The organism is Hungatella sp. L36 (assembly GCF_014288035.1).
On the sequence record NZ_JACOPC010000009.1, the window covers coordinates 270,373 to 295,565 of the forward strand.

The 25,193-nt window shown below is 49.9% G+C and carries 21 protein-coding genes; 5 read left to right on the top strand and 16 right to left on the bottom strand.

The genetic code is table 11. From position 1 onward, the window contains the following. Positions 1 to 45: 45 nt before the first annotated feature. Positions 46 to 2,241, bottom strand: a complete 2,196-nt coding sequence (locus tag H8S80_RS21105; protein WP_181987890.1) for a penicillin-binding transpeptidase domain-containing protein — start codon at positions 2,239 to 2,241, stop codon at positions 46 to 48. 359 nt (positions 2,242 to 2,600) lie between these two features. On the opposite strand from H8S80_RS21105, the gene H8S80_RS21110 reads away from it, so the two are divergent. Next, positions 2,601 to 3,020, top strand: coding sequence for a hypothetical protein (locus H8S80_RS21110; protein WP_002603225.1), 420 nt, complete (start codon positions 2,601 to 2,603; stop codon positions 3,018 to 3,020). A gap of 93 nt (positions 3,021 to 3,113) precedes the next feature. On the opposite strand, the gene H8S80_RS21115 is transcribed toward H8S80_RS21110, so the two are convergent. The 12 genes from H8S80_RS21115 to H8S80_RS21170 all read right to left on the bottom strand — a co-directional run bounded on the left by H8S80_RS21115 (position 3,114) and on the right by H8S80_RS21170 (position 19,748). Further along, entirely contained in the window at positions 3,114 to 4,556 is a 1,443-nt protein-coding gene (locus H8S80_RS21115; RefSeq protein ID WP_117630959.1) for a D-alanyl-D-alanine carboxypeptidase family protein, read from the bottom strand. Positions 4,557 to 4,813: 257 nt separating this feature from the next. Further along, the gene (locus H8S80_RS34880; protein ID WP_117630960.1) at positions 4,814 to 7,216 is read right to left on the bottom strand and encodes a family 43 glycosylhydrolase; all 2,403 of its coding nucleotides are present in this window, start codon (positions 7,214 to 7,216) and stop codon (positions 4,814 to 4,816) included. 15 nt (positions 7,217 to 7,231) lie between these two features. Then, positions 7,232 to 8,215 (bottom strand): LacI family DNA-binding transcriptional regulator, encoded by a 984-nt coding sequence (locus H8S80_RS21125; protein ID WP_117631003.1) that lies wholly within the window; start codon positions 8,213 to 8,215, stop codon positions 7,232 to 7,234. Positions 8,216 to 8,281: 66 nt separating this feature from the next. Continuing rightward, positions 8,282 to 9,784 carry an arabinosylfuranosidase ArfA gene (gene arfA, locus H8S80_RS21130; protein ID WP_002603221.1) on the bottom strand — a complete coding sequence of 501 codons (1,503 nt, stop codon included), beginning with the start codon at positions 9,782 to 9,784 and terminating at the stop codon, positions 8,282 to 8,284. A gap of 201 nt (positions 9,785 to 9,985) precedes the next feature. After that, positions 9,986 to 10,828, bottom strand: a complete 843-nt coding sequence (locus H8S80_RS21135; protein WP_002603220.1) for a carbohydrate ABC transporter permease — start codon at positions 10,826 to 10,828, stop codon at positions 9,986 to 9,988. 10 nt (positions 10,829 to 10,838) lie between these two features. Next, the gene (locus tag H8S80_RS21140) at positions 10,839 to 11,768 is read right to left on the bottom strand and encodes a carbohydrate ABC transporter permease (protein ID WP_243008408.1); all 930 of its coding nucleotides are present in this window, start codon (positions 11,766 to 11,768) and stop codon (positions 10,839 to 10,841) included. A gap of 16 nt (positions 11,769 to 11,784) precedes the next feature. Beyond that, entirely contained in the window at positions 11,785 to 13,134 is a 1,350-nt protein-coding gene (locus H8S80_RS21145) for an ABC transporter substrate-binding protein (RefSeq protein ID WP_117630962.1), read from the bottom strand. 506 nt (positions 13,135 to 13,640) lie between these two features. Beyond that, the gene (locus H8S80_RS21150; RefSeq protein ID WP_243007857.1) at positions 13,641 to 13,871 is read right to left on the bottom strand and encodes a YmaF family protein; all 231 of its coding nucleotides are present in this window, start codon (positions 13,869 to 13,871) and stop codon (positions 13,641 to 13,643) included. A gap of 33 nt (positions 13,872 to 13,904) precedes the next feature. Beyond that, positions 13,905 to 15,221, bottom strand: a complete 1,317-nt coding sequence (locus H8S80_RS21155; RefSeq protein ID WP_117630966.1) for a glycoside hydrolase family 28 protein — start codon at positions 15,219 to 15,221, stop codon at positions 13,905 to 13,907. Positions 15,222 to 16,034: 813 nt separating this feature from the next. Beyond that, on the bottom strand, positions 16,035 to 16,625 hold the full coding sequence (locus H8S80_RS21160) for a P-loop NTPase family protein (RefSeq protein ID WP_117630968.1): 591 nt from the start codon (positions 16,623 to 16,625) through the stop codon (positions 16,035 to 16,037). Positions 16,626 to 16,980: 355 nt separating this feature from the next. Beyond that, the gene (locus tag H8S80_RS21165) at positions 16,981 to 18,663 is read right to left on the bottom strand and encodes a VanW family protein (protein ID WP_117630970.1); all 1,683 of its coding nucleotides are present in this window, start codon (positions 18,661 to 18,663) and stop codon (positions 16,981 to 16,983) included. A gap of 203 nt (positions 18,664 to 18,866) precedes the next feature. Then, on the bottom strand, positions 18,867 to 19,748 hold the full coding sequence (locus H8S80_RS21170) for a LysR family transcriptional regulator (RefSeq protein WP_025531216.1): 882 nt from the start codon (positions 19,746 to 19,748) through the stop codon (positions 18,867 to 18,869). Between the two features lie 230 nt (positions 19,749 to 19,978). On the opposite strand from H8S80_RS21170, the gene H8S80_RS21175 reads away from it, so the two are divergent. Next, a complete protein-coding gene (locus H8S80_RS21175; protein ID WP_002603206.1) occupies positions 19,979 to 20,977 on the top strand; it encodes a YeiH family protein in 999 nt (332 codons plus the stop codon). Positions 20,978 to 20,992: 15 nt separating this feature from the next. Here the strand turns inward: H8S80_RS21175 and H8S80_RS21180 are convergent, their stop codons facing one another. Genes H8S80_RS21180 through H8S80_RS21190 form a run of 3 tightly spaced genes read right to left on the bottom strand, consistent with a single transcriptional unit; the run spans position 20,993 to position 23,683 of the window. Beyond that, positions 20,993 to 21,757 (bottom strand): DUF4261 domain-containing protein, encoded by a 765-nt coding sequence (locus tag H8S80_RS21180; protein ID WP_025531214.1) that lies wholly within the window; start codon positions 21,755 to 21,757, stop codon positions 20,993 to 20,995. 9 nt (positions 21,758 to 21,766) lie between these two features. After that, the gene (locus H8S80_RS21185) at positions 21,767 to 22,738 is read right to left on the bottom strand and encodes a magnesium transporter CorA family protein (RefSeq protein ID WP_002603204.1); all 972 of its coding nucleotides are present in this window, start codon (positions 22,736 to 22,738) and stop codon (positions 21,767 to 21,769) included. Between the two features lie 24 nt (positions 22,739 to 22,762). Further along, positions 22,763 to 23,683, bottom strand: coding sequence for an NYN domain-containing protein (locus tag H8S80_RS21190; protein WP_002603203.1), 921 nt, complete (start codon positions 23,681 to 23,683; stop codon positions 22,763 to 22,765). 170 nt (positions 23,684 to 23,853) lie between these two features. On the opposite strand from H8S80_RS21190, the gene H8S80_RS21195 reads away from it, so the two are divergent. Genes H8S80_RS21195 through H8S80_RS21205 form a run of 3 tightly spaced genes read left to right on the top strand, consistent with a single transcriptional unit; the run spans position 23,854 to position 24,964 of the window. Then, complete coding sequence (locus H8S80_RS21195) at positions 23,854 to 24,057, top strand: spore coat associated protein CotJA (RefSeq protein ID WP_002603202.1); 204 nt, start codon at positions 23,854 to 23,856, stop codon at positions 24,055 to 24,057. After that, positions 24,057 to 24,353, top strand: coding sequence for a spore coat protein CotJB (locus H8S80_RS21200; RefSeq protein WP_002603201.1), 297 nt, complete (start codon positions 24,057 to 24,059; stop codon positions 24,351 to 24,353). Before H8S80_RS21195 ends, H8S80_RS21200 begins: the two co-directional genes overlap by 1 nt. Beyond that, complete coding sequence (locus H8S80_RS21205; protein WP_002603200.1) at positions 24,353 to 24,964, top strand: manganese catalase family protein; 612 nt, start codon at positions 24,353 to 24,355, stop codon at positions 24,962 to 24,964. The genes H8S80_RS21200 and H8S80_RS21205 overlap by 1 nt, the downstream gene beginning before the upstream one ends. Positions 24,965 to 25,193 lie beyond the last annotated feature (229 nt).

Below are 25,193 nucleotides of genomic sequence, written 5' to 3' on the forward strand. Positions count from 1 at the left end.
GTACATCATTACAAGGAAATTTCTACCATGGATCCGGTAAGTTCACTACTGCACCGGCGGAATATAAGAATCCAGCACGGCCTTCGCCTTTCTCACCACCAGCCCGCTTCCTCCGGCATTCTTGACATCCTCCACCATACTGACCATGAGTATCGGCGTGCGGTCCGGGCCGTCGGCCGTATAGACTGCAAACCAGCCCAGCTCCGTTCCGGAGGTGTCTCCTTTCGACGCTTTTATCTCGGCCGTTCCCGTCTTGCCTGCCAGCGTAATATCCGCCCGCATAGCGGCGCGGCCTGTTCCGTGCTCCGAGCTGATTACCTTTTTCAGAGCGGTATCGATTGTTTCCGCAATCTCAGGAGTACAGGCACCCTTCAGCCATACTTCCGATGCCGGCTCCTTCCTGTACGCAATGTATGGCTTTATGACATCTCCCCGGTTGGGGAACATGGTATAAAGGGCCGCCAGGTGGATCGGATTCATCAGCACCTGTCCCTGACCGTATCCGCTGTCCGCCAGCTGGATTTCCGTCTCGATCCGTTCCGTGTTGGAATACTGGGACTGGGAGACGGAGATCTCGAAGGGCAGGTCCTGATTGAAGCCCAGGCGGTCGAGCCCGGCCATAAAGTCGTCATACCCGATCTTCAGCGCGGCCTTCGCAAAGTAAATATTATCGGAGTAAATATAGGCATTTTCCAGGTTGACCGGGCTGTAGTCGTGAAGCGTCGTCACCTGATACTTTCCCCAGCTGGCATCCTTCTGCCAGCTAAGTCCCGCGCGGTCTGTGCCAAAGCTTTCGCCCGGCGTCAGCGCTCCCGTGGAAAGCCCGATGACTCCCGTTATCGGCTTAAACGAGGAGCCGGGCGCAAAACGCTGGCGGAAACGGTTAAACATCGGCTTTCTCTCGTCTTCATTTAACGAGGCCCATTTCTCCTCTGACATGCCGAGTATAAAATCATTGTCGTCATACGACGGCGTATTCACCAGTGCCAGCACCTCACCCGTGTAAGGATTCATGGCGACCGTGCAGCTCTTGACGTCTTTGAACGTCTCGTAGATGGTCCTCTGCAGGCTGCTGTCTATGGTCAGCGTGATATTGCTGCCGTCTACCCGCGGTATGGCGGCCAGAACCAGCTTTTCCGCGCCCTCGGAGGTGACGATGGAAATCTTCTCCCCGTTCTGTCCCTTCAGTTCTTTTTCATACAGAGTTTCGATTCCGCTTCTCCCTATGACGCTGTCCGATAAGTATCCCTCGCCCGGATGCTTCTCCAAATCCTCAGCCGTCACATTCTGGACATATCCCACCAGATGGGCCGCCGCCTCTCCCAGCGGATAGGATCTCACCGGTGTATCGGTAATCATCACGCCCGGTATGGCCAGAAGCGCGTCCTGGAGCGCCTTATTCTCCACATTATCCTCTCTTGGACTCGCTGACTGGAGATCAAACTCATCTACCTTTTTCAGCGTCTTAACCGGAACCAGGGAGTCTTCCTTCACCCATTTTGCCGCCAGCTTCTTCTCTATACTCTCCACGGAGACACCAAGAAGCTCAGAAAGCCGCTCCAGATCAGGGCTCGTGCCGGAAGTCTCTCCCTCCGTTCCCGCGGTATAACCGGCCATTTTCCCGGGCACAAGGCCCACCAGAGAAGCGTTCCCTTTTCCGGCAAGCAGGCCGCCGTCCCGGTCCAGAACCTCCCCTCTCACAGACCGGTCGGTGGAGACACGCACTTTATCGGTGCGGCCCAGATTCGGGAAAATAACCTGATCATTCCAGATCATCCGATAGCCGCCCGCCGCCTTTTTCTTCTTCGTTCCCTGGTCCTCAGCCGCCTGCTCCCAAATAAAATCAACCTGGTTCAGGAAATTGATCTCGCCGGCGGAGCTGTTGAGCGAAGTCTGGTAGCTGACCGTCTTCAAACCTTCCGTCCGTTCCTCCACACTCTGGATCTCCACGCGAATATCGGCGGCGCCGATTCCCTCATAGATGTTTTTATTTCTCGCTGTAAAGTCCTCCAGACCGATATTCTTCCGGCTCTGTTCGTTCAGCATTCCATACATCGCCTCGTAGTTACCGGTCCTGATATAATCCGTGTACTCCATCAGGAGCTCTTCCGGGGTCGTCTCCTTCTCCGCCTCCCCTCCTCTCTGAAACCAGAAAATCCCTGTCACAATCACCGCAGCAATCAGGATCCCTGCGGCAATACCACCGATCATCAGTCCACGTTTGCTTTTTCTACGTCTCATAATATGGTTCCTCTCTTTACAGCTTCGTTCTCATACCTTTTCCTGATGATGACATTTCACGCACAAATTCCGTCAAATCTCACATCCGCTCCCGCAGACTTCGCGTCCTGCACCGAGTTTTTATAAATTATTACATATGTAAGATTTAAAGTCAATACATCATTTCTATTGTTAAGAAAAATGTAACATATCTTCTCCTGTATTCTGTCCATTAAGCGGGGTTTTCAATCATTTGGAGATCTGTCAATAAGTCCGCGCTCCTGCCCACACAAAAAATTCAAAAAAACTGCGCCGCCATCACTTGACATATCTCCAAAACCGGCATATAATGAACATTGTTCATTTAAGGAGGTATTCACATGAAAATCAAAAAAAATTATCTACTGCTGCTTGCAGGCATTGTCTGGCTCGCAGCCGGCTTTAATATTCTGCGTATCGGGATCATTTCCTATAAAAGCTATGTGACACTGATCAATCTGGCCCTTTCCGCAGCAGTATTTTTCCTTTTCTGGTTCATGGTGTTTGGCAAACTGGTACGCAGGCACACCGACCGGATTGTACGCTATGAGGAAGAGATGCAGTTCATTCTGAAGTTTTTTGACCGCAAGTCCTTCTGCATCATGGCTTTTATGATGACCTTTGGGATCGGCCTGCGCACCTCCGGCCTCTGCCCGGATATCTTTATCGCAGTCTTTTACTCAGGGCTGGGAACCGCGCTGGTTCTGGCGGGCCTCGCATTTACCGGCAACTATATCACACAGGCGGCCAGGAATCGTTAGTCACTGAACAAACTCCCGCGGCAGCCGCCGGAATTAAGCATAAAAAAGGCTGTACCGTCTCCCGGTTCCCAGGTAAGCGGTACAGCCTTTTTTCTATCTCTTCTTTCGATTATTCCCTTTACTACAGTCTCCCAGACGCTCTTTCAGCAAACGGTCGAATTCCTCTTCCGTCACGCCTTCTTCCCGAAGCCGTCTGCGCCTCTGCTCCCTGCGGAGCGCGCGCTGCTGTTCCTCTTTCTTTCTGGAGTATGACAGATACGCTCCACCGCCGGCAGCGGCGGCAATCACCACCAGTGCGATAATCAGAAAGGGATTGATGGAAAACTTCTTCTTCACGCCCTCTTTCTTGTCATCCGCTTCCGGCTTTGTCTCTTCCTGTGTTGCCGGCTCCGTGACCGGTTCCTGCACTTCTTTCTGCGTCAAATAGGCGCCGCCCACCTTCCGTCCGTCGTATGTATACTGGATAAACGCCACGCTTCTCTCCGGATGCTCGTCCGGAAAATCGGTTGTCAGCGTGTGCTCCGTATCCGCAAATACCGCGCCCTCCGGAAGTGTCACCGTTCCGGACGGATCGATCTTAAGATCCGCCGGCAGATAGCTTTTTCCGGCCACCTCCACGGCTGTCTCGCCTTCGGTATAGGCAGTTTCGTTTTCCGCTACATTAAAATTGGTAAAATGCGCAAATCCATATTCCAGAAGCGCCTTGCTGTCCAGATAATACTGTCCGGGACTCCCCTTCAGAATCACGGAAATCATACGCTTTCCGTCCTTCTCCGCATAGGTAACCAGCGTGTTGCCGGCTTTTAAGAGGTATCCCGTCTTGCCGCCCTTCACCGGCGGATAATAGTACTGGCTTGAAGAGTCATTCGTATTCAGGATCAGCTTATTCTCCGCATAAATCGTCAGGCCATCCGGATTGTTGATCGTAGGCGGAAACGTATGTGTCAGCGCCGCGCTGATTCTGATAATATCCGGCTCTGCAAATGCCGCTCTGGAGATCGCCGCCATGTCTCTGGCCGTCACGTACTGTGTGTCTCCGTTGAGGCCGGAGGGATTATCGAAATGGCTGTCCTTGCATCCCAGCGCCGCGGCCTTGTCGTTCATCATCTTCACGAACGCTTCCTGAGACCCGGCCACATGCTCTGCCAGCGCGTTAGCCGCCTGATTACAGGAATGAACCAGCAAGGAATAGAGGCAGTCCTCCACGGACAGCTTGTCTCCTTCTGCCACATTCAGCTTATTACCGCTGTCGGACTCCACGTTATTGACCGCGCTGCTTGAAAATGTCACCACATCGTCGAGTTTGCTGTGCTCCATCACCAGAAGAGCCGTAAGAAGCTTCGTAATACTGGCCGGCGGGTACGGCGTATCATACGCTTTTCCACCTAAAATGGCGCCGGAATCCATGTCGATGACGACTCCTGCCTCCGCCTGTATATCTGGTCCGGCCGGCCATGCCGGAGCAGCGTAGGCAGTCATGAGAAAACAGTTGCTGATCAGTGTCCAGCAGAGTAATTTCTTCAAAAAACGTTTCATGCTTTGTTCCCCTCAATTATGTATACACGCCCTGTTATTACATTCGTAAGAGCATTTTTTAATTATACACTGGATTATCCGGTGTGTAAACAGACTTCGTAAATTTTAGAATGAACCGGAAAATCCGGGGCCGCAGTACCTTAAGATCCCTCACTTCTCTCCCCCGGCAAAGAAAAATGCCGGAAAGTCAGCCTCTCGGCCATTTCCGGCATTTCAACTTTGTTTCAATCCTCGCTCGATCATTTTACAGAGTGCGGCTATATCTTATAGATGTGCGGCTTCAGTTCCATCCACTTCATGCGCATCTTCATAAGCAAGGCCTGATATTCTTTCTCCTTAGCCAGGTTATGAAGCTCATACGGGTCGGCCTCCAGATCGTAAAGCTCCTCCGCGTCCCCATGATTATCCACATATTTATACTGCTGCCATACGACTGCTTCCGCCCTCCACGGCGCAAGGTGTCCGTAGGTCTCTGCCAGGAGCGCCGTCCTCCAGCCCGGCCTCTGCTCCGTGAACAGCCGGAGTATATCCTCTCCATCCACGGGTGAGCGGAAGGCGCCTCCCGCAGCGCTCACGATAGTAGGAGCCAAATCACAGTTGGTGACCAGCTCCCTGCAGATCCGGTTCTTCGGGAGCACGCCGGGGCAGGCCATCGCAAGCGGAATCCGCAGCACCTCCTCCGGCAAATAAAAGGCCTTGTCAAAATGGCCGCCGTGGCAGGCCAGGGCATCACCGTGATCCGCGGTCCAGATAATCAGCGTATTCTCATCCATCTGAAGCTCCCGCAGCTTCTCAATCACGCTTCCCACAGCCTCGTCAACCATAGTGATCTGGCCGTAGCATCTGGAAAGGAGCATCTGCCACCGGGACCATTCCATGGGATTCGGCCGGATCAGCTCTCTGTCACGGCTCGTTTCCCTTCCCGTATCGAACAGGTAGGATCTCGGCTTTCCGGCCAGATCATCGGAAAAACTTGGGTATTCTTCTATGGATTCCGGCGGATAGAGCGCCGCAAATTCTTCTGTCGGGCAGTACGGCTGGTGCGGTCCCCAGAAATCCACCCGCATCATGAACGGAGCCTCCTCCCGTTTCAGCTCCTCCAGCTGGCGGCAGGCCATATCCGCAACATAGTACGCCTCATGGCACTCTTTCGGTCCCTCCAGGATGCCGGAGAGCGCCTCATTCGTGAGATCCCGCGGGAAATCGTAGAGATCCCCCTCCTTCACATCGTCGATCCAGCCCTTCTCGCACATATTCATTTCCACGCGCATTCTGGCCGGCGGAAGTTCTTTCCGCCTCCGGTACTCTTCGTACTCCGGCTGATGGTATGGATTGGAATAATCCGGGTAGGACACCCCAAGGCATCCCAGATCCGACGGTTTTCCGGCGCAGGCGTGCCATTTTCCAAAGTAATAATTCCGGTATCCGGCTTCCTTAAGGACATCCACATACGTTTCATGGCTGTCCCAGGGCGTTTCAAAGGAATTGTCCGTCTGGCCGTGATGGTGGGGATACAGCCCCGTCATCATCGTTTTTCTGGAAGGCATACTGAGAGGCGAGGAGCAGTAGGCGCGTTCAAAGAACACTCCCTCCGCCTTCAGCCGGTCAAAATACGGCGTCTTCACCCTGGAATGACCGTAAAATGCCTGATGGTCCACTACCATCATTAAAATATTGGGACGCCTGTTCTTCCGAAACTGAAACACCGGCTCCTCATTTTCATCCCACTCCACGGGAAGTGTATAGGCATGCCGATTCTCATCATACAGAGGATCGCCCAAAATCTCGTCATACTGCCTGGCATGGAATACCATAATATCCGTGAGACCGTCCTCAGATTTCACGAAGGAATTGTGCCCGGGGCCGAATATCCCCTTTTCCGCATCGGTCTTCATCACCGGTTCTCTGGATTTTGACCAGTCAGCCGGATCGAGGGGATCTCCTCCTCTCCGTAAGCGCAGCATTCCCATGCAGTAATCGGCTCCCGTCGAGCTGGCCGAATACGTCAGAAACAGCCTGCCGTCTCTCTCTAAGACAGCCGCTCCTTCATTCACCCAGAATCCGCGGCGCTCCCAGTCGTAATCGGGGGCGCTTAAGAGCACCTGCGCCGTCAAAAGCCGGTCCGGCGCCTCCATCTCAGCGATGTATAAATTGGATATCTTTTTGCCGATATTCACCTTCTCCGCCCAGACGCAGTACCATTTTTCCCGGTATGGGAACACCGTCATATCAAGGGAAAAATCCTGAAATGAGAATTTGTCAGGCTCCGGGGTTTCCGCCGCCTTCATCTGTCCCAGTTCCTCCCACTCATCTTCCATCGGGTCTCCCCTGTTTACCAGCACATAAGGGCGGATTTTCCAGATATCATCCTTCTCTCCGGCAGCAAAATAAATGTACCAGGCGCCGGATATATAATGAATCTCAGGCGCCCATATGTGACAGCTCATCGGTCCGCTGTCGTGCCTGACCCAAAGTGTCTTTTCCTCCGCGTATTTTAAACCGGATATGGCCGCGGCTTTTCTCAGTATAATCCTGTCATATTCAGGGACCGACGCGGTAAAGTAATACGTACCATCCTCATGCTTAAAGATGTACGGATCAGCCCTGTTTTCAATCAGCGGAACGTTGTATTCCGTTAATGCATAATGATCTCTGTCCATGTCTGTCCTCTCCGTTTACAGAGTCTCTCCCTGGACAAGGCGGTAGCGCTCATAGGTTTCCATGGCAATTTCCCGGCCTTCCATCTCGTCGTACAGAAGCTCCACTGCCCTTTTCGCCACTTCCTCCACCGAATTATAGATGGTGGACAGGCGCGGAGATAAGTATTCCAGAAGCTCAATATCATCAAAACCCATGATTCCGTAGTCCTTCGGCGCCCGTTTGCCGCGTGCCTTCAAATACTTCATAATATCCATCGCATAGATATCGCCGGAACAGAAAAATGCAGTCCTGCCGCCCCTCTCTTCCAGAATGGAAGCCGCTTCCTCCTCGTACGATTCCGAGCTTATGATCTGCGCCCCCGTGAACCGGCTCCCCATCGCATCCCGAAAGCCCTCCAGACGCTGCTCATGGGTATAGTTGTTCCCTTCCTTAGACTCGCCCAGAGGCGGGCAGACAAACACCACCCGCTCATAGCCGGAATCCAGAATCTTATCCGTCGCTTCCCTTGCCGCCCTCCGCTCATCGATTCCCACAAACGGAATCTCATCCGAAACCTTGTTTCCAATGACGATGAGCGGTGTGTCCAGACTCTTCAGAAACTTATTAAAATGTTCTCCTTTATTTACCGGGGAAAGAATCAGGCCATCCACGTGGTAATCCACCAGCTTTCGGATTAGATCCACCTCTTTTTCCCTGTTCTTTCCATGGAGCGTGATGTTTACACAGTAGCCTCTTGTCTGGGCCTCCGTCTCGATTGCACTTAACATCTGGGCAAAATACTGGTTCTTAACATCAAATACCACGACGCCGATATACATCGTCTTTCCCTTTACCAGTCCTCTTGCCAGAAGATCCGGCCGATATCCCAGTTCTTCCGCTGTCTTCACGATCCTGTCTTTCGTCTCTTTGCTGATCCTTCCCTGATTGTTCAGGGCCCGGATCACGGTCGTTCTCGAAACCTGACAGATTCTCGCTATATCATTCGTCGTAACACCCATTTTGCACCATGCCTCCGGTTTCTTCATTATTCGCGCCGGAATTCTCTCTTCCTGTTCCGGCAGCTGTCACTTAACTTTTATTCGTAACACATTCCATGACAGCCTGTCAAGCATAACCGCAACTTTTCCGTCTTTTATGGCAGCGTCATCCTTTTGTTCCGGTCTCACCGGCTGATGGCCCGGTGAATTCACGGCTTCCGGATCGTCCGATGTAAGAACGCGGTGCTCCAGCACAGCTTCCGCCTCATATCCCTGTAAATCCAGTGACACCTCCATCTCCTCCGAAGGAGAACGGTTGATCATAAATACAACCATCTCCTCTCCGTTCTCCACCGCGGCCATATCCAGAAGCGGGATCTCTTTCTTCTCATATAAAACCGAGTCTGAGGTTACACGGCAGTCCATGACGTGGCCGTGACCGTAGGCGGCAGTATCCGCAAATGGATAATAGATCGGCTGCAGCCACACCCCGCCGCCCTTTTCCGTCATGATCATCGCGCTGACATTGGTCAAAAGGGACTGGCACGCGATCTTGACGCGGTCCGCATGTTTCAGGATTGCCAGAAGCATTCCTCCGAAGAGCAGCGCGTCCTGAAAGCTGTAAACCATCTCGCTGATCGGCATCGCCTGCTGCCAGGGACTCTCGTCGCACTCTCTTACCGTCTCCTTTGACGCCCTGGTCCACACGCCCCATTCATCAAAACTGATAGAAAGCTGTCTGGAAGAGCGTTTTTTCGCTTTGATATAGTCACAGACTGATGTCACTGTCCGGATGTAATCACTCATCTCATCCGCCTGTGCCAGGAAGCTTTCCACAGGCTTTTCATGGCCGTCAAAATACTGATGCAGGGATATGTAATCCACATACTCATACGTCTCATCCAGAGACTGCGCCTCCCATTCCGGGAATGTGGCCATGGTATTTAAGGAGCTTCCGCAGGAAACCAGTTCCACACCGGGATCCAGGATCTTCATGGCCTTGGCGGTCTCTCTCACCAGCCTTCCATATTCAGAAGCGCCCTTGTGGCCCAGCTGCCATTCCCCGTCCATCTCATTGCCGAGACACCAGGTGCGGACCCGGTACGGTTCTTCCCGCCCGTTCCTTTTCCGCTTTTCGCTGTATGTGGTGCCCTCCTTAAAATTACAGTATTCCAGGTAATGCAACGCTTCCCGGATACTGCCGGTTCCCAGATTGACCGCCAGCATCGGTGACACCCCGGCCTTTTCACACCATTTCATAAATTCATCGGTTCCGAACTCATTCGTCTCGACCGCCTTCCAGGCCAGCTCCGGCCTGCGCGGACGCTCCTCCTTCGGGCCAATTCCGTCTTCCCAGTTATAGCAGGAGACGAAATTACCGCCCGGATACCGGATGGTGGTAATGCCGGCGTTTCTAACCGCCTCCAGCACATCCTTTCGGAATCCATCCTCATCAGCCAGCGGATGATCCGGCTCATAGATTCCGGAATAGACCACCCGGCCCATATGTTCCACAAAGCTTCCATAGATCCGGTCGTCAACGGAACCCTTTTTAAACTCTCGATTGATCGTAATTCTGGCTTTCTGCATTGTTTTTTTCTCTCCTCTGTTTCAGCAGCCTGGCAGTGCCAGTACTGCATTGCGTAAGTTTCGGTGAATTATGTGCTTGATATTTGCGTCAGGGGCGCGTCCGTGAAGCGACGGCGTAGTGGACCCTACGTCTAGCTTCGCGGGCGTGGCCCTGGCGTGAATAGCGAGTGCAGAATTCATCGGAGCTTATGCAACGCAGTGCTAGTCCTTCATTCCGCTGGTCGCAACACTGGCAATAAAATATTTCTGGAAAAAGATATAAATGACGAGCAGCGGCAGCACCGACAGAAGTGCACCGGCCAGCTGCGGCCCGTAATAAGTGGTCGCGTGTTCTCCCACAAAAAGGGCAAGTCCTGCGGAGAGCGTCCTCATCCTCGTGCTGCTGGTCATCATTAACGGATACAGCAAATCATTCCAGTTCTGCATCAGATGGAAAATAGCCAGAGTCAGTACCCCCGGTATCACCAGCGGAAACATAATCTTTGCAAATATACCGAATTCGCTCATGCCGTCCACTCTTGCCGCTTCCTCCAGATCCTTCGGAAGAGCCGCGAAGTAGGACCGCATCATAAAGATGCCGAATGCCGAGGTGGCCTTCGGCAGAATCAGTCCGCCGTAGGTATCCAAAAGCCCCAGCAGATTCGATTCCAGAAACAGTGGAATCATCATAACCTGGAACGGTACCATCATGGTAAGCAGCACCAGCATGAACAGGAGATCTTTCCCCTTAAAATCCAGCCGCGCGAACGCATAGCCCGTTAATGAGTCAAACAGCACTGCCAGAATCGTTGAACCGCCTGCAAATATCACGGTATTTTTAATATATGATGCCATAGGGATTGTCTTAAAAATCCTCTGGAAGGACTTCAGTGTATATTTCGTTCCAAAAACAGTCGGCGGATATCCCAGGATCTCCTTTTCCAGTTTAAAGGACCCGACCGCCATCCAGATAAGCGGAAACAGGACAATCACAATCAGGAACACCGTAAATACGATCTTAACCACACTTAAAAGTGTCACACGTCTTCTCTTCTTTTCGTTCATCCCCGGCCTCCTAATTCTGGTTAATAAACATGTTCTTGTACATCGGAAGGGAGACAGCCAGTATCACCACCAGCAGAAGCACAGAAAGGGCGCAGGCGTATCCCAGATTGTAGGGCTGATTAAAACCGGTTTTATAAATATACTGTACCAGCGTCTCGGTCTTAAACTGCGGACCGCCCTGTGTCGTGACGTACACCTGGTCAAACACCTGAAGAGAGCCGATGGTATTGGTAATAAGGCAGAACCCCAGCGTGGGCTTCAAAAGCGGCAGTGTAATCTTAAAGAACTGTGCCGCCTTCCCTGCCCCATCGATCTCCGACGCCTCATAGTAGCTCTGGGAGATCCCCTGGATTCCCACTACCAGAATGGACATGGTGTAGCCGAAATTTTTCCACACCGTCATGGCGATCACGGTCGGCATGGCCGTCTTCGCATTTCGGAAAAAGGTGGCGTTATGAATACCGATCTGTTCCAGTAAGTACGGTATGAATCCGATATTGGTATCTAAAAGAATGGACCAGATAATGCCTACCGCCGCCATGGAGCAGACTACCGGCAGGAAGAAGATGGATCTGGCCGCCTTGTTAAAGAGGCTGGTCTTTACCAGCGCATTGGCCGTCAAAAGTCCGATCACAATCTGAAGAGGCACTTCAAACAGGACGAATATAACCGTGTTCAGCAGTGCGTTCCAGAACCGTGTATCCTGAAATGCCGTGATAAAGTTGTGGGCCCCTGTAAAACTGGTGTCCGCAAAGAAGATATTCATGTCAAACAGACTGATTACGAGACATGCCATCAGCGGAATAATCGCAAATACGAACAGTACCAGGATAGAGGGCAGCATAAATAAATATGCTACCCGATCCGGTTTATTCCAGTATTTTCTGCCGAATGAACGTGAAGGGGACTTTCTGGTTTTTATATTATTCAATGAAATCACCTCTATGTACTGCTGTCTACTCAGAAAGCAGCTTGCTGATGCTCTCCGACGCCTTGCTCAGTTCCTCCTGCGGGTCGTTGCCGGCCACTACATTTTCGATCATGGGGAATAAAATGTCGTTATTGACCTGTTTTACAGATTTAATTCCCGGTGCAAAGGAAAATCCAAACTCAGAGATAGAGGACAGCGCATTGACTGTTGCATCCGCTTTGATGTCTGCATCCTCTGCCAGAGACTTTAAATATGGCGGATATCCGTTGCGCAGGGACCATTCTTTACAAGTCGTGTCTGAATTCCAGTAGGCGATAAAGTCGTAAGCCGCCGCCTTTTCTTCTTCACTGGCCGTGGAGGTGACTCCAAAGCCCTGGACCTCGATGACACCGGCAGCTTCCTTGTCCCCTGCGGGCATTCCCGTAACACCAAAATTGATCTCCGCTTCCTTCAGTCCGCTGATCAGCCATGGACCGCCGCAGTAGATTCCCATCTGTCCGGCAAGCATTAAGTTATCCGTATCGGCTCCTGTAGATCCAACCGGCGCAGCCCCCTGATTGACGAGATTCTGAATATACTGAAGGGTCTTTAAGTTCTCAGGGCTGTCCAGAACAGAACTCTTACCGTCTGCAGAGAAGACGTCACCTCCGTTGGACTTGAACATTGCATCAAAATAGCAGGGTGCGCCGCTGATCGGGAAACCGATTCCATAAAGCTTTCTGGACGGATCAGATATCTTCAGCGCGTACTCGGCCGCCTCTTCCCATGTTGCCGGCGGTGTCTCAGGATCAAGTCCCGCCGCTTCAAACAGGTCTTTATTCCAGTAAAGGAACGTGGAATGAACCTGCATCGGAATCATCATCTGTACCTTCTGGTACTGAAGTGCCTGAAGAGATGCATCACTGAAATTCGAGGCATCCGCTCCGGTCTGCTCGAAGAAATCATCAAGCGGCGTCAAAATTCCATTATCCGTATAAGTTGCCGTATCAAAATTACCTCTGATAATAAGGGCGGGCGCTGTCTTGGAAGCGATGGCTGCCGGAAGTTTTTCCTCTAAGCTGCTGGCCGGCATGATATCCATCTCAATCGTAATTCCTCTGGTATTCTCTTTATTATAGCGGTCCACAATCTCCCTCAGCACATCGCCGTCCGTTCCTGTAAATGCATTCCAGAACTGAATGGTGATCGGGCCTGCGGTTTCCGCCTGCTTATCTGTCTCTCCCTCTGCTAAAGCAGCCTGGGTATCCGAGCCTGCCTGGGTATCGGCGGCCGTTGTCGTCTCTTCTTTTCCTGCCATCGGTGACTTCGTATTGCATCCTGCCAGTGAACACGCCATGACTCCGGCCAGCATCGCAGCAACAAATCTTCTTTTCATATAGAACCTCCTGAAATATGGTTGTTTAACAACTGTAATATATAAATTTTAATGAAAAGAAACCTTTACTTTTTTACTTAAATCATTTAGAATGGTACTGAATAAGGTATCCTGACTGTTTATCCGTATGTTTCGCGGCAGACCGATAAACTCTCAGGGTATTTTTTTGCCCTCTCCTTTCTCTCCCTTCACCGGCATTCGTTAAATTTCCCAAATACGCATTCATTTATTTGGTTATATTTCATTAAATTTATTTCTGCTATTTGTAATCGGGGTTTTTGTATATGCACTTTTTATTTGCGTACACGTGTACTCTATGTCGATCATTATATTCCTTGCACAATTTATTGTCAATACCCTTCTTTGTTTTTTTGCATTTTGTATGATTGGAGTAAACTTATAAATAAAACAGAAACACCGCCGATCCCCCTCGGCAGTTCTCTCCAGTAAAATTGCCAAATCAAAAAAGCTGGCACAGGATTTTCCTCCTATGCCAGCTTTCCATACTATTCGATTGGATTATCAATCAAAGATACCACCTGAAACTCATGAACATGTCCATCTGCGGAAGTCGTATACGCCTTGGAAAAATGAATATGCTTGCCGCCTCCAACCGGTATCGCGGCAGAAGACGTCACGCAGAATTCGTGATAATGGCCGTCATTAGAATCTGTGCGGAACTTTATATTGTGAACATGGCTGCCCATGTAAGGAATCGCCTCATCGGATACCGTCACAAACTGATCAGCAAGATCTAAGGCTATATCAAATTACCGGTTATCGTAGCTGTCATTTTTCTCATCACGAGCCCCGGATACGGACACTGTAACATTCTGGAACTCGATATCCTTCGTGTGATTGATCACCCCAAACTCCCGGCACGCCATCGATACATTCTTAAATACCACATGCTCGATGGGCTGATCCTCAAAGCCTTCCATGTGGAACGCCCGGCTGATGCCGTCATACTCCGGTTCATTCCATGCCGTTACATTCTCAATTGTTATATCACTGACCTTTGTCTTCGGAACGGAAGCCGGAATAGCTTCCAGAAGCTTTTCCCAGTGGGCCGGCAGATCTCCCTCATAGCCCAGGGGAAGCTCGCAGTAACTGTATGCCGGATTCCAGTTTAAGAAGAAATGGAACGGATATTTCACATTAATCATGGAAAGGCCGTCCACCCTTACGTCACGGATATAACCGTGTCTCGCCACAGAGGATTTAATGCGGAAGCCACAGTCCGTTCCGTGGTAACGCAGATTTTTCAGTGTAATGCGGTAGACGCCGCCGGATACTTCGCTGCCGATGGTAACACCGAAGCCCGCCTGAATCTCACAGTTCTGCACCGTAATATCATGGCAGGGGCGGTTCACACGGATGCCATCCGCATCTCTTCCCGACTTGATACAGATGCTGTCGTCGTTGCAGTCTGTGATGCAGTTTTCCACCAGAACATCGTGGCAGGAATCAATATCAATTCCATCAGTGCTGGGACTTTCCGCCCCGCACGATGTGATCTTTACGCCATCCACATGAATGTGGTCACTGTAGCAGATATGGATATTCCAGAAGCCGGATCTCGTTGAGGTAATGTCTCTCAGTGTAATATTGGAGGACTCCATAATGACCACATTTCTGACGCGCATACAATCGTAATCGCAGGCCCATCGGAGCCCTTTCTTATCGTATTCACCGCGCATTCCGCTCTTTCCGTCGTCTCCCCAGTATTTGCGCCACCAGTATTCTCCCTGACCGTCTATGGTACCGTTTCCGCTGATAATTACATCTTTCTGCCCATTGCAATTTAAAATACCTGGATACCAGTCCATCTCAACACCGGCTGCCCTGGTCGGAATCACCGGAATCTGCGATTCATCCGTAGTCCCCGTCAGAACCGCTCCGTCCTCAAAATGGAACTCCATTCCGCTCTTTAAAAACAGCGGTGCCGTCAGATACGTGCCTCTTTCCAGAACCAGAATACCTCCCGCCTGCGACGTTTCATCAATCAGCGTCTGAAGTGCTTTTGTAACCAGATGTTCTCCGGTATTGTCGATATGATATTCCGATGATTGAAATACTTTTCTCATGTGTGTTCCCCTTTCGTGTAAAGCAGCATCTACCCTTTTCTCTGCCTCTCCTGCCAAAACAGGAGGCAGGAGACAGGTATGATTGTCTTTCTTTAACTCTACGACAGGAAGGAAGTTTTGTAAAGTTTTACATAGGCTTAATCAGAATATTTAATGCCAAAAATAAAGCCATTCAGGACAAGATCAGGCTTTAAAAGGCTCTTCTTATCTTGAATGGCATTTCATACGTTATTTCTAATTACCCAATACTCAAAAGGTGTTTTAAAATTATTTACCATCTTTTATAAAGCCCCTCACAAATCCACATGAAATAAAGATCTGCAAATATCTCTTAAAATCGTGTTACTCCTCTTTGCTTTGTACTTAAGCGCAGCAAAGCCCCCTCTTAGTACCACATTATTTTTCACCATCTGATAAAAAAGGACACACGGAACACTAGAACCACTTGCATGGAATGCTCAAAAAAATATCTTTATTCACGCTGAACCCTATTTTTTCATAGAAAGCCTCTGCTGATTCTGTTTGCACCAACCATTCCGAATCTGGAAATTTTTCTCTGCATTTATGGACCAAACCGTTAGAAGCCTGTTTTCTAGTTTACAGGTATTGTTACCTTACTTCCTATCTTCTGACCACTGTAACAGGGATGTATGCTCCATCTCCGGCGGTCTAAATATCCGTTCATAGACCAGCGTCCAATGGATGCATAGATACCCCATCTGATTAGTCAAACTGTATGAGTGCGTACACTCATACACTGCTTGCCACTATTGAATCATCCATATTCGTATCTGTGCCTTATGCTCATCAGCTTTATGTTGTGCCACTTTTTGAATCAATAAATAATCGTGCAACTTCAATGTATCTTTCAAAATTGACCTTACTAAAATCAGTTGTATCAATTTTTATGACTTTTCCACCAACATCAAATTTATCTAGATTATGGCACCATGCATCGAACTCAGTATAGGATGGTTCAAACTCCATTTTATTTACCTGTCCACGCTCAGGTAGTCTTTCACGTTCAATAAAACGTCTGTGTAAGATTTTTGTATCACCTGAAAATTTGAAAACAAGCGATTTGCAGGAGTATTTGTTTATTATTCCTCTTATAATCTTGGACTCGTCTATTCTTTTTACGCCTTCAGGCACAAAATTCCCCTCAATAATAACTGGATATCCAACTTCAAATAATCTTTCTATTGCATACATCATTGCATCAAAAGTAACTGCAGAAAAACGACTACTTTCATTCCTATCATTCACTGATATATTTTCACACAGTGCAATTTTAAATGTATCTTTAATAAAATACGGTATTGTCAATGATTCTGATAATTTTAATGCGAATGTGGATTTTCCAGAAGCAAGATAACCCTCGACAATAATTATTTTATTGTTCATAAATACCTCCAGTATAAATAATCTCCAGCATACCTTATGTGCCTAATGGAGACTCTCCATATAGTCTAATTGTTGCTCAGAACTTTGTCAAACACAGTCTGCTTTCTTATAAATTCACTTTGGCTCTTATTGCTTTTTACAAGTGTTTAGGAAATCAGGGCGGCAATCGGGCGGCATTTTGGCTGATTTATAACAATCTTTATGCCTGAAGCAGTGCGCACAAATGCTGTATTTAGAAGGCTTGGCGGACAATTATGCCTATCCCAAGCATACCGAGAATGACACGAAAATTCACTATTTTTATAATTTATATTTCATATATCCTATCTCACCTATCCAGTCTACTAATCATCCACTATTCGCTACGTCCCGGAAAAGCCGGTACCACGACTGCATCTGCATCTGCACCTGCCGCCGGTGTCTGCTGGGGAACTGCCTGCTGCTGCTGCGCCTCCTCCTGCCCTGCGTTTCCACCTGCAGCATCTCCGGCGCCACTCGTCTGGCCTGCGTTTCCCTGCCCGGCATTTTCCTGTCCAGCACTTCCCTGCCCGGCACTTTCCTCCCCGGCATTTCCCTGTCCAGCACTCTCCTGCGTCTGTCCGCCGGCCGCGCTCTCGTTTGCTCCCGCCTCCGCCGAAGACTCACCGGTTTCTGCCGCGTTCTCGTTCTTTTGAATTACCGATGCCTTTCCGCGGTATGTCGTATTGTGAAGCGGAGTCTCTTCCAAGACATTGCCGTCTTTGGTCACTACGCGGAAGGTCTTCCAGACTCCGCCTTTCTGGCCCTGATCCACAACCTTCTCCGTACCTGCCTGAAGCCCGTCATTGGCCTCATACACCGGAGCCGGTGGTTCTACGTCCCTTACCTTTTCGGAACGCATGGTAACCTTCACGCCATCTTCCAGAATCGGAAGGCCCACTATGGAGATCTTCAGTGTGTTATCCTTCAGAGAGGCACGGACTGCCACCGTTGTCGGCTCTGAATTTACAAACTTAAGGTCCGGTCCGGCATAGCCGTCAAAGCTTACCATGGCATCCTCTCCCGGCTGTATGTAACTCGGAGTAAAGCTGTGGGAATGGCGTTCCGTCGCCGAAAGCCCTGAACTCACAATGGCATTATAAAGCGTGGTAGACACCTGGCACACGCCGCCGCCCGGTTCTTCAATCAGCACGCCGTTCCGGTATGCTCCGGCAGGCTGGTATCCCTTCTCCTTCGTCCTGTTTCCAGTGGCGAGATTAAAGGAAAATTCCTCACCCGGCTTCAGAATCCTGCCGTCGATCGCTTCCACCGCCAGACGAATATTCTCATTCCGGTTTTTGTTGCTTGTCGTCTTCGTCGTAAAGCTTCCGATAACCTGATACTGCTCCTTTGCCTGCGCCGCGCTGCGTTTCGGGGATATCTCCGAAAATTCCGGTTTCACCGCAGCATAATTTCCAGCTTTCACCGCCTCCATCAGGCCCTGTACCAGCGCTTCTTCATTCAGCGTTCTTCCAGTTTTCGCCTCCGAATAGGTATAGACGCCTGTTTCCTTATCAAAGGAGGCCAGCTGGGAATCGGCTGCCGCACGGTTCCATTTCCCGGCAAGCTCCTTAGCCAGCGCACCGAAGGACTCCTCCAGAGAATCCATGTCGAAACTGAATGTTCCTGTTTTCATCTGTCCGTTTCCGTAAATCTCATCCAGAATCCTCCTGACCGCTCCGCCGGTTTCCTCCTCCGCCGTCACGGTCTCATCCTGCCAGATCACAGACAGCCCCTTCGTCTTCTCCAAAAGAAGCTTCTCGGCGTCGCTCCGGCTCTTTCCAGTAATGTCAATCCCCTCGGCGACTGTGCCTTCGTAAGCCGTTACCGTCCCTGCCAGATGTTCCGCCACAGAGGCCGTGCTGCTCTCTTCCACTGCGGATTCCGGCCTTCTGCCGCCGGATCTCCGCCCAACAGCCAGACCTGCCGTTCCAAGAACCGCAGCCAGTAAAATGACCGTTCCACCGTACATCACCAGCCTGGCCTGACGGCGGCGTCTCCTCGATCTGCCTCTCTTCATCTTTATCACTCCATTTCACACACTTTACTGCATTCCGCAGCAAACTGTAACTTTTATCATTTCAGTTTACACTGTAACAATAACAGATACAGTTAATTCTGTCAAGAGTGTTTTCGATAAAGCAGAGACTATCCGGCCCAGCTCCACGCCGTTCTTCCATCTCCCCGTTATTCCCGCTGTTATTCCCTCCGTCATTCTATCCGTCATTCTCCCCGGAGCAGACGGTACAGTTCACGGTAATATTCGGAGTAAATGCTGTCTTTTCTCCATATAAAAGTAAAATCGTGGCTGAGCTCAAAGTCTTCCAGCGCCACGCGTCTCAACCGGCCATCTTCCAGTTCCTTCTTCACAGCGGCCTCATATAAAAATGTGATTCCCCGTCCATCTGCCACCAGGCTCTTGATAGCGCCAATGTTGCTGATCTCCATCAGGTCCTCAAAATCGTGAATCAGAAGGTTCTTGCCTTCCAGATACCGCTCGAACACATATCTGGTTCCGGATCCCGGCTCCCGGATAAAGAACCGTTCCTGCGTCAGATCCTCGATCACCTTTCCCTCGCTGTGAAACTGGTATTCCGGCGAAGCCACGATCACAAATTTCCCTCTGTCGTAAACGAGAAAATCGTATTCCTTTTTTTGAAAAAAGCCCTCCACCACTGCAAATTCGATCTCCCCCTCGTCAAGGCTCCGCAGCAGATCCTGGGTGTCGGCCACCACCATTTTCACAGAAATATCCGGCTGGGCGTCCATAAGCCGCATCAGTGCTTCCGGGAGAACGTACTCTCCCACAGTCATGGTCGCCCCGAACACGAGACGACGCCCGCCGCCATCCGACATCTTGAGCGCCTGCTTTAAATGAAGCTCGTCGTGCTGCATCGTCGTCGCCGCCGACAGAAGCATCTTCCCCGCCTCCGTAAGTCCGATCTTCTTACCGCTGTACTCAAACAGCTTTACCTGATAGTGTTCCTCCAGATAGTGAATATGGTGCGACACAGCAGGCTGTGTTATGTTCAATTCCTCCGCCGCCTTTGTAAAATTCATGCATCTGCATACGGCGAGAAATGTATCCATCCGAAAATCCAGCATCTGAACTTTCCTCCTTTTGTAAAATACGTTCCTTTTCCTATATCATAACATATATTTATCAATAAATAAATATTTAGAATTTTATTTTATGGTTATCCTTCTGTATAATGGTAACAGTTTCCATGGTCAGTCAAATTTTCATGCAGGCAAGCGTTTGACCCGTTGCCCGCTGGAATAAATTTATCCCCATGATCTCATAATGATATCGAACAGGAAAGGAATTTTTAACTATGAAAAAATATACCGCAGGGCTTCTGATCTGTCTCGCCATCTCCATTCCAGCCTGGTTTTTAGGCAGACTCTTTCCGGTAGTGGGCGGCCCCGTCTGTGCCATCTTAATTGGAATGGCTATTGCCCCATTTATAAAGGGAAAGGAGCGTTTCCGCCCCGGAATCGCGTTTACATCAAAGAAAATCCTCCAGTACGCCGTCGTTTTACTCGGCTTCGGCATGAACTTATCCGTGGTTCTGGAAAAGGGAAGGCAGTCTCTCCCCATCATCCTGGCCACCATCACCACATCGATTCTCATCGCGGTTCTGCTCTTCCGGCTCTTGAAGATTCCGACGAAGAGCGCCATCTTAATCGGCGTCGGTTCCTCCATCTGCGGCGGTTCTGCCATAGCCGCAACTGCGCCGGTCATCGAGGCAGACGATGAGGAGATCGCACAGTCCATCTCCGTTATCTTCCTGTTCAACATTGCCGCCGCATTAATTTTCCCCGCGCTCGGCACCGCTTTAGGTCTTTCCAACGAGGGCTTCGGGCTGTTTGCCGGCACCGCCATCAATGATACCTCCTCCGTCACGGCCGCTGCTGCCGCATGGGATGGCATCTACGGAAGCAATACGCTGGAGGCCGCCGCCATTGTTAAGCTAACCAGAACCCTGGCGATTATACCAATCACTCTGTTCCTGGCATTTTACCGCACAAAAAAAGAACAGAGCGGCTCCGGAAATACCTTTCAAATCGCAAAAATATTTCCGTTTTTCGTTCTGTTCTTCCTTCTCGCATCCGTACTGACCACCGTATTTCATCTCCCCGCCACGGTTACGGGACCGTTGAAAGATTTAAGCAAATTCTTCATCATCATGGCCATGGCCGCCATCGGGACCAATACCAACCTGGTCACCCTCGTAAAAACAGGAATGAAACCGATTCTTCTGGGCCTGTGCTGCTGGATCGGGATTTCCCTGGTCAGCCTGTCCATGCAGAGCTTTCTGGGCATCTGGTAAGCGGTTCCTGATTTCTTAAGCAGGCATGAAGGCGATCTTTATGCTGTCGCCTTCCACCGCCTCGCCTTTCGACCTGGTGATCGGAAGCTTCTCGTCTTCCGTGAAGCCGATGGTCTCTCCATCCTTTAAAAGCACATCATCACAGAGTACATAGCTCGCAATATCAAAGAGGAATTCGTGAAGCTCGGCTGGCGCAGCCGCGCTTTCCAACACCTCAATCTCATCCTTCCCAAAAGCAGTCATGCCGTATGTATACCCGTTCATCCCTTTTTCCGTCTGATACAGGCCAAAATAAATCCAGTCTAAAATCGGATACGTCTCTTCTTCCTCTTTCATATCTTCCGCCACAGCGCAGTACATCTCCGGCGCAAACACGGTTCCGCTGGTATAAATTCCCAGCGCATTCTCCTGCTTTAAGCAGGCCGAAGAAATCTTTACGTAAAGCTTGCCGGCTGCAAACGGATCATTTTCCCTTCCCCCGACCACAGCAGCCAGGATATGGGCCCGGTGCTCACTGGCCGCGTCCACAGCGCCTTTCCAGAAATAATTGGACTTGGCGTAATACTCCGCCTCTCCCGCAGGCACGGGTGCCGGCATCAGGCTGATGGCTACCATATAATTATCTGCCTCGAATACGATGGTGTCGTTATCCGTCTCCTCCTCGTCCGGTACGCTGATGTTCCACTCATCCAGCAAATCCTTTTTTAACTTTTCTGCATCCCACACCGGGGAAGACAGAAGCACACTGCCGACAAACGATCCTTTTTCCTTGTTTTCCATCGCGTTCTCCTATAGTATCTTCTTTTTTTTAAAAAACCAAATCTCGACCGCCACAATTACGACGCTCAGGAGAATCATCCCTGCGTAGCCGTATTTCCAGCGAAGCTCCGGCATATTGGCAAAATTCATGCCGTACCAGCCTACCAACAGGCTGAGAGGCAGAAAGATCGTCGTCACCACGGTCAGCCAGCTCATGATCTGATTCTGATTGGAGGCAATCTGAGACTGGTACATCTCCCGAATCTGAAATACATACTCCCGCAGCATCTCCACATGATCGTGAAGGCGGCTGGCCCGGCTGGCGAACATGCCGAAACCGGCGCATTCCCCTTCGGAAAACAGGTGGTTGTCATTGGACTCCAGTTCCTCTCCAAGAGAGATCAGCTGTTCATAGTAGGTGTGCAGTGCAAGCAGTTCCTTTCTGCTCACGATCACCGTTTCATAAAAATTCTTCGGCTGATGATCCAGCAGCTCGTCCTCCATGTCCTCCAGCTTCGCCTCATACTTCTGCAGGAAAAGCACATCGTTGCGGATCAGATAATCCATTAAGAGGATCAGAAACTCCGCGGGAGCGGCAGGCATCCCTTTTTCCTTCGCCCTCTCCGCTCCAGCATGGGCATGGACAGTCCCTTCTTTCGACGCAATGTCCTCCATCCGTGTGATGATCTCAGTCAGCATATCCCCTTCGTCGAGCAGAATCAGCTCACTGTCCGTCACATAGAAGCCGAAGGAAAACTTTTCTCCCAAAAGATTATTCTTGTTGGGAATCATAAAAGTCCCCATCGTGCAGCCGCCGTACGCCTCCGCCTTGCAGTAATGGATATTCTCCATGGAATGCACCAGTACCTTCCGGTGAAGGTACGTCTCCTTCGCCTCCCGGAACTCCTCCAGCGTCATAACCGTAATGCAGGCGTCATCACCCTCTCGTCTCTCTCCGTCGGAAAGTCTGGTCAGCCTTGTACCAAAGCTGTAACGTACCATCGTTATTCCCTCTTTCCTTCCGTATTACTCCTGTCTGATGAAGACGACTTTGTTGTTTGTCTTATTTTCCCGGACCTCTAACTGGCTGATACTCTGCACAAACTTGGAAAATGTGGAGTAGCCGTAATCCTTGACCTTGAAATCCCCATACTTCCTGTGCATGCCGTTGCCCAGAGCGGCCAGCTCAAGGCCGTTCTTTCCGCTGTTTCTCACCAGCTTTATGGCGTAATCATCCAGCTCCTGTTTCCTGGTGCGGTTGTCCTTTATGCGAACCGTCACTACATTATTTGATTTCTTCAGTTCAAAACTATCCATTTCCTCCAGAAATTTCGATAGAGAACTGTAACCATAGCTTCTGACATCGAAATCAGAATATTTTTTTACAAGACGATTCCCGATTTCTCCCAGACCAGTAGCCTTATTCATATCGTCGTTCTCCAGTATAATAGAGGCGATATCCTGTTCGATGACTTCCCGTCCTACCGTTACTCCGCTTACGCTCTCATCATCCTGGTCAAGCAGGATCTCTAAATTAGTAAATACGGTACAGGCTGCACGGAATGATTTCGGCGTTTTATCCTCTCCCATACCGATTACTTCTTTGCCTGACTCTCTGAGTCTGCTGGCCAGCTTCGTAAAATCGCTGTCACTCGAAACAATACAGAATCCATCCACGTTATCGGTATACAGCAAATCCATGGCATCGATAATCAGCGCAGAGTCGGTGGCATTCTTTCCCACGGTATTGGAAAACTGCTGAATCGGTGTAATTGAATTTTCCAGGAGTTCCTGTTTCCACTTTCCCATCTGAGAGCTCGTCCAGTCTCCATATATCCTTTTGTATGTAATGACACCATACTTTGTCATCTCAGCCAGAATATAGCTGATGTACTTTGCTGAAATGTTATCCGAATCGATTAATACTGCAAATTTCTTGTCATTCAATGTTCTGATCTCCTGTTATCCTAGTGATATCTACCATTATATTTTATTCTGGTCCATTATACAATAAGGCAATTGGTTATTCTGGCATATTTTTTGCATCGTATTTTTATCTTCCGGGCAGATACTAGAAGAGAAGATACTTTACAATGCAACATGAAAGGAGTGTTCTTATGAATTTGAATTCAAACAGTTCATGTGGCTGCGGAAAATCCGGCAGTGACAAGAGTACACCTGCCGCCGCTTTAACACTGGCTATCGCGACAGTACCGATGCAGCCCTGGGAGCAGCCATATGAGCCTGCTGCCGCTTTACAGCACGGAACGATCTTCCCTTGTCTCGACTTACCGTTTTATGTGACTGGAGGTGGCAAATAATGGCAGACCGCGAAACGATGTTAAAACAGATTAATGAAATCAGCTTCACAGTCAATGATCTGACCCTGTTCCTTGACACTCATCCTCTTGACGACAACGCTTTAAAGGCATTCAGCGACGCCATGAAGCAGAGAAAACAGCTGATGCAGACGTACGCGGAGAATTTTGAACCGCTGACGGTTGACTGTGTCTGCCCCGATACCAATAACAAATCAGAAACCCATACGAAGTATCCGGGACAGAAGCATTTTACCTGGTCTGACGGTCCGCTTCCGTGGGAAGGAGGTACTGTCTAATGTGGAATTATGAAAAACGGCTTCAGTTTCCAGTAAAAATTTCGACGCCATGCCCGAAGACGGCATCTCTCATCATCACCCAGTTCGGTGGTCCTGATGGAGAGCTGGCTGCTTCCATGAGATATCTTTCCCAACGTTACTCCATGCCATGCAAGGAAGTTGGCGGACTTTTAACGGATATCGGTACGGAGGAGCTGGCCCATCTGGAGATGATCTGCGCTATCGTCTACCAGCTGACGAAAAATTTAACGCCGGAGCAGGTAAAGACTGCTGGCTTTGACGCCTACTACGTCGATCACACCACAGCTCTGTGGCCGACCGCCGCAGCAGGCGTCCCGTTTAATGCCTGTGAGTTCCAGTCCAAAGGCGACGCCATCACCGATTTAACGGAGGACCTGGCAGCCGAGCAGAAGGCCAGAACCACCTACGACAACCTGATCCGTATCATCGACAATCCGGAAGTCAGGGAACCGCTCAAGTTCCTGCGTGAACGTGAAGTGGTTCATTTCCAGAGATTCGGCGAGGCGCTGGAGAAGATTAAGTCCAATCTGGATTCCAAGAATTTCTACTATTTCAATCCGGAATTTGATAAGCAGTTTGTAAAGAAATAAAGACTGCGCAATAACACAGAGCGGCGGGAACGATTCCGCCGCTCAATTGTGTTTTTACAGGATAAATTATGTAACAGTTCAGCCTTCACTTCCAGCTGCCGCTGCCCGGTCCGGCGCTTTCGTTTCCTGGACCTTTCCTGTGACTTTGCAGGGCATTAGCAGTTCTTAATGCGCAGAATTTTTCGTTCAGGGGAAATCCCCACCTGTCTGAGCGCAGCGAGTTTGGGGA

What these genes read in the sequence shown, in the direction of transcription:
- H8S80_RS21170 (WP_025531216.1), bottom strand. Translation starts at nt 19,748, where the DNA reads ATGCTGGATTTTCGGATGGATACATTTCTCGCCGTATGCAGATGCATG.
- arfA (WP_002603221.1), bottom strand. Translation starts at nt 9,784, where the DNA reads ATGCAGAAAGCCAGAATTACGATCAATCGAGAGTTTAAAAAGGGTTCC.
- H8S80_RS21145 (WP_117630962.1), bottom strand. Translation starts at nt 13,134, where the DNA reads ATGAAAAGAAGATTTGTTGCTGCGATGCTGGCCGGAGTCATGGCGTGT.
- H8S80_RS21160 (WP_117630968.1), bottom strand. Translation starts at nt 16,625, where the DNA reads ATGAACAATAAAATAATTATTGTCGAGGGTTATCTTGCTTCTGGAAAA.
- H8S80_RS21205 (WP_002603200.1), top strand. Translation starts at nt 24,353, where the DNA reads ATGTGGAATTATGAAAAACGGCTTCAGTTTCCAGTAAAAATTTCGACG.
- H8S80_RS21200 (WP_002603201.1), top strand. Translation starts at nt 24,057, where the DNA reads ATGGCAGACCGCGAAACGATGTTAAAACAGATTAATGAAATCAGCTTC.
- H8S80_RS21165 (WP_117630970.1), bottom strand. Translation starts at nt 18,663, where the DNA reads ATGAAGAGAGGCAGATCGAGGAGACGCCGCCGTCAGGCCAGGCTGGTG.
- H8S80_RS21125 (WP_117631003.1), bottom strand. Translation starts at nt 8,215, where the DNA reads ATGGGTGTTACGACGAATGATATAGCGAGAATCTGTCAGGTTTCGAGA.
- H8S80_RS21115 (WP_117630959.1), bottom strand. Translation starts at nt 4,556, where the DNA reads ATGAAACGTTTTTTGAAGAAATTACTCTGCTGGACACTGATCAGCAAC.
- H8S80_RS21175 (WP_002603206.1), top strand. Translation starts at nt 19,979, where the DNA reads ATGAAAAAATATACCGCAGGGCTTCTGATCTGTCTCGCCATCTCCATT.
- H8S80_RS21110 (WP_002603225.1), top strand. Translation starts at nt 2,601, where the DNA reads ATGAAAATCAAAAAAAATTATCTACTGCTGCTTGCAGGCATTGTCTGG.
- H8S80_RS21135 (WP_002603220.1), bottom strand. Translation starts at nt 10,828, where the DNA reads ATGAACGAAAAGAAGAGAAGACGTGTGACACTTTTAAGTGTGGTTAAG.
- H8S80_RS21180 (WP_025531214.1), bottom strand. Translation starts at nt 21,757, where the DNA reads ATGGAAAACAAGGAAAAAGGATCGTTTGTCGGCAGTGTGCTTCTGTCT.
- H8S80_RS21105 (WP_181987890.1), bottom strand. Translation starts at nt 2,241, where the DNA reads ATGAGACGTAGAAAAAGCAAACGTGGACTGATGATCGGTGGTATTGCC.
- H8S80_RS21185 (WP_002603204.1), bottom strand. Translation starts at nt 22,738, where the DNA reads ATGGTACGTTACAGCTTTGGTACAAGGCTGACCAGACTTTCCGACGGA.
- H8S80_RS34880 (WP_117630960.1), bottom strand. Translation starts at nt 7,216, where the DNA reads ATGGACAGAGATCATTATGCATTAACGGAATACAACGTTCCGCTGATT.
- H8S80_RS21155 (WP_117630966.1), bottom strand. Translation starts at nt 15,221, where the DNA reads ATGAGAAAAGTATTTCAATCATCGGAATATCATATCGACAATACCGGA.
- H8S80_RS21195 (WP_002603202.1), top strand. Translation starts at nt 23,854, where the DNA reads ATGAATTTGAATTCAAACAGTTCATGTGGCTGCGGAAAATCCGGCAGT.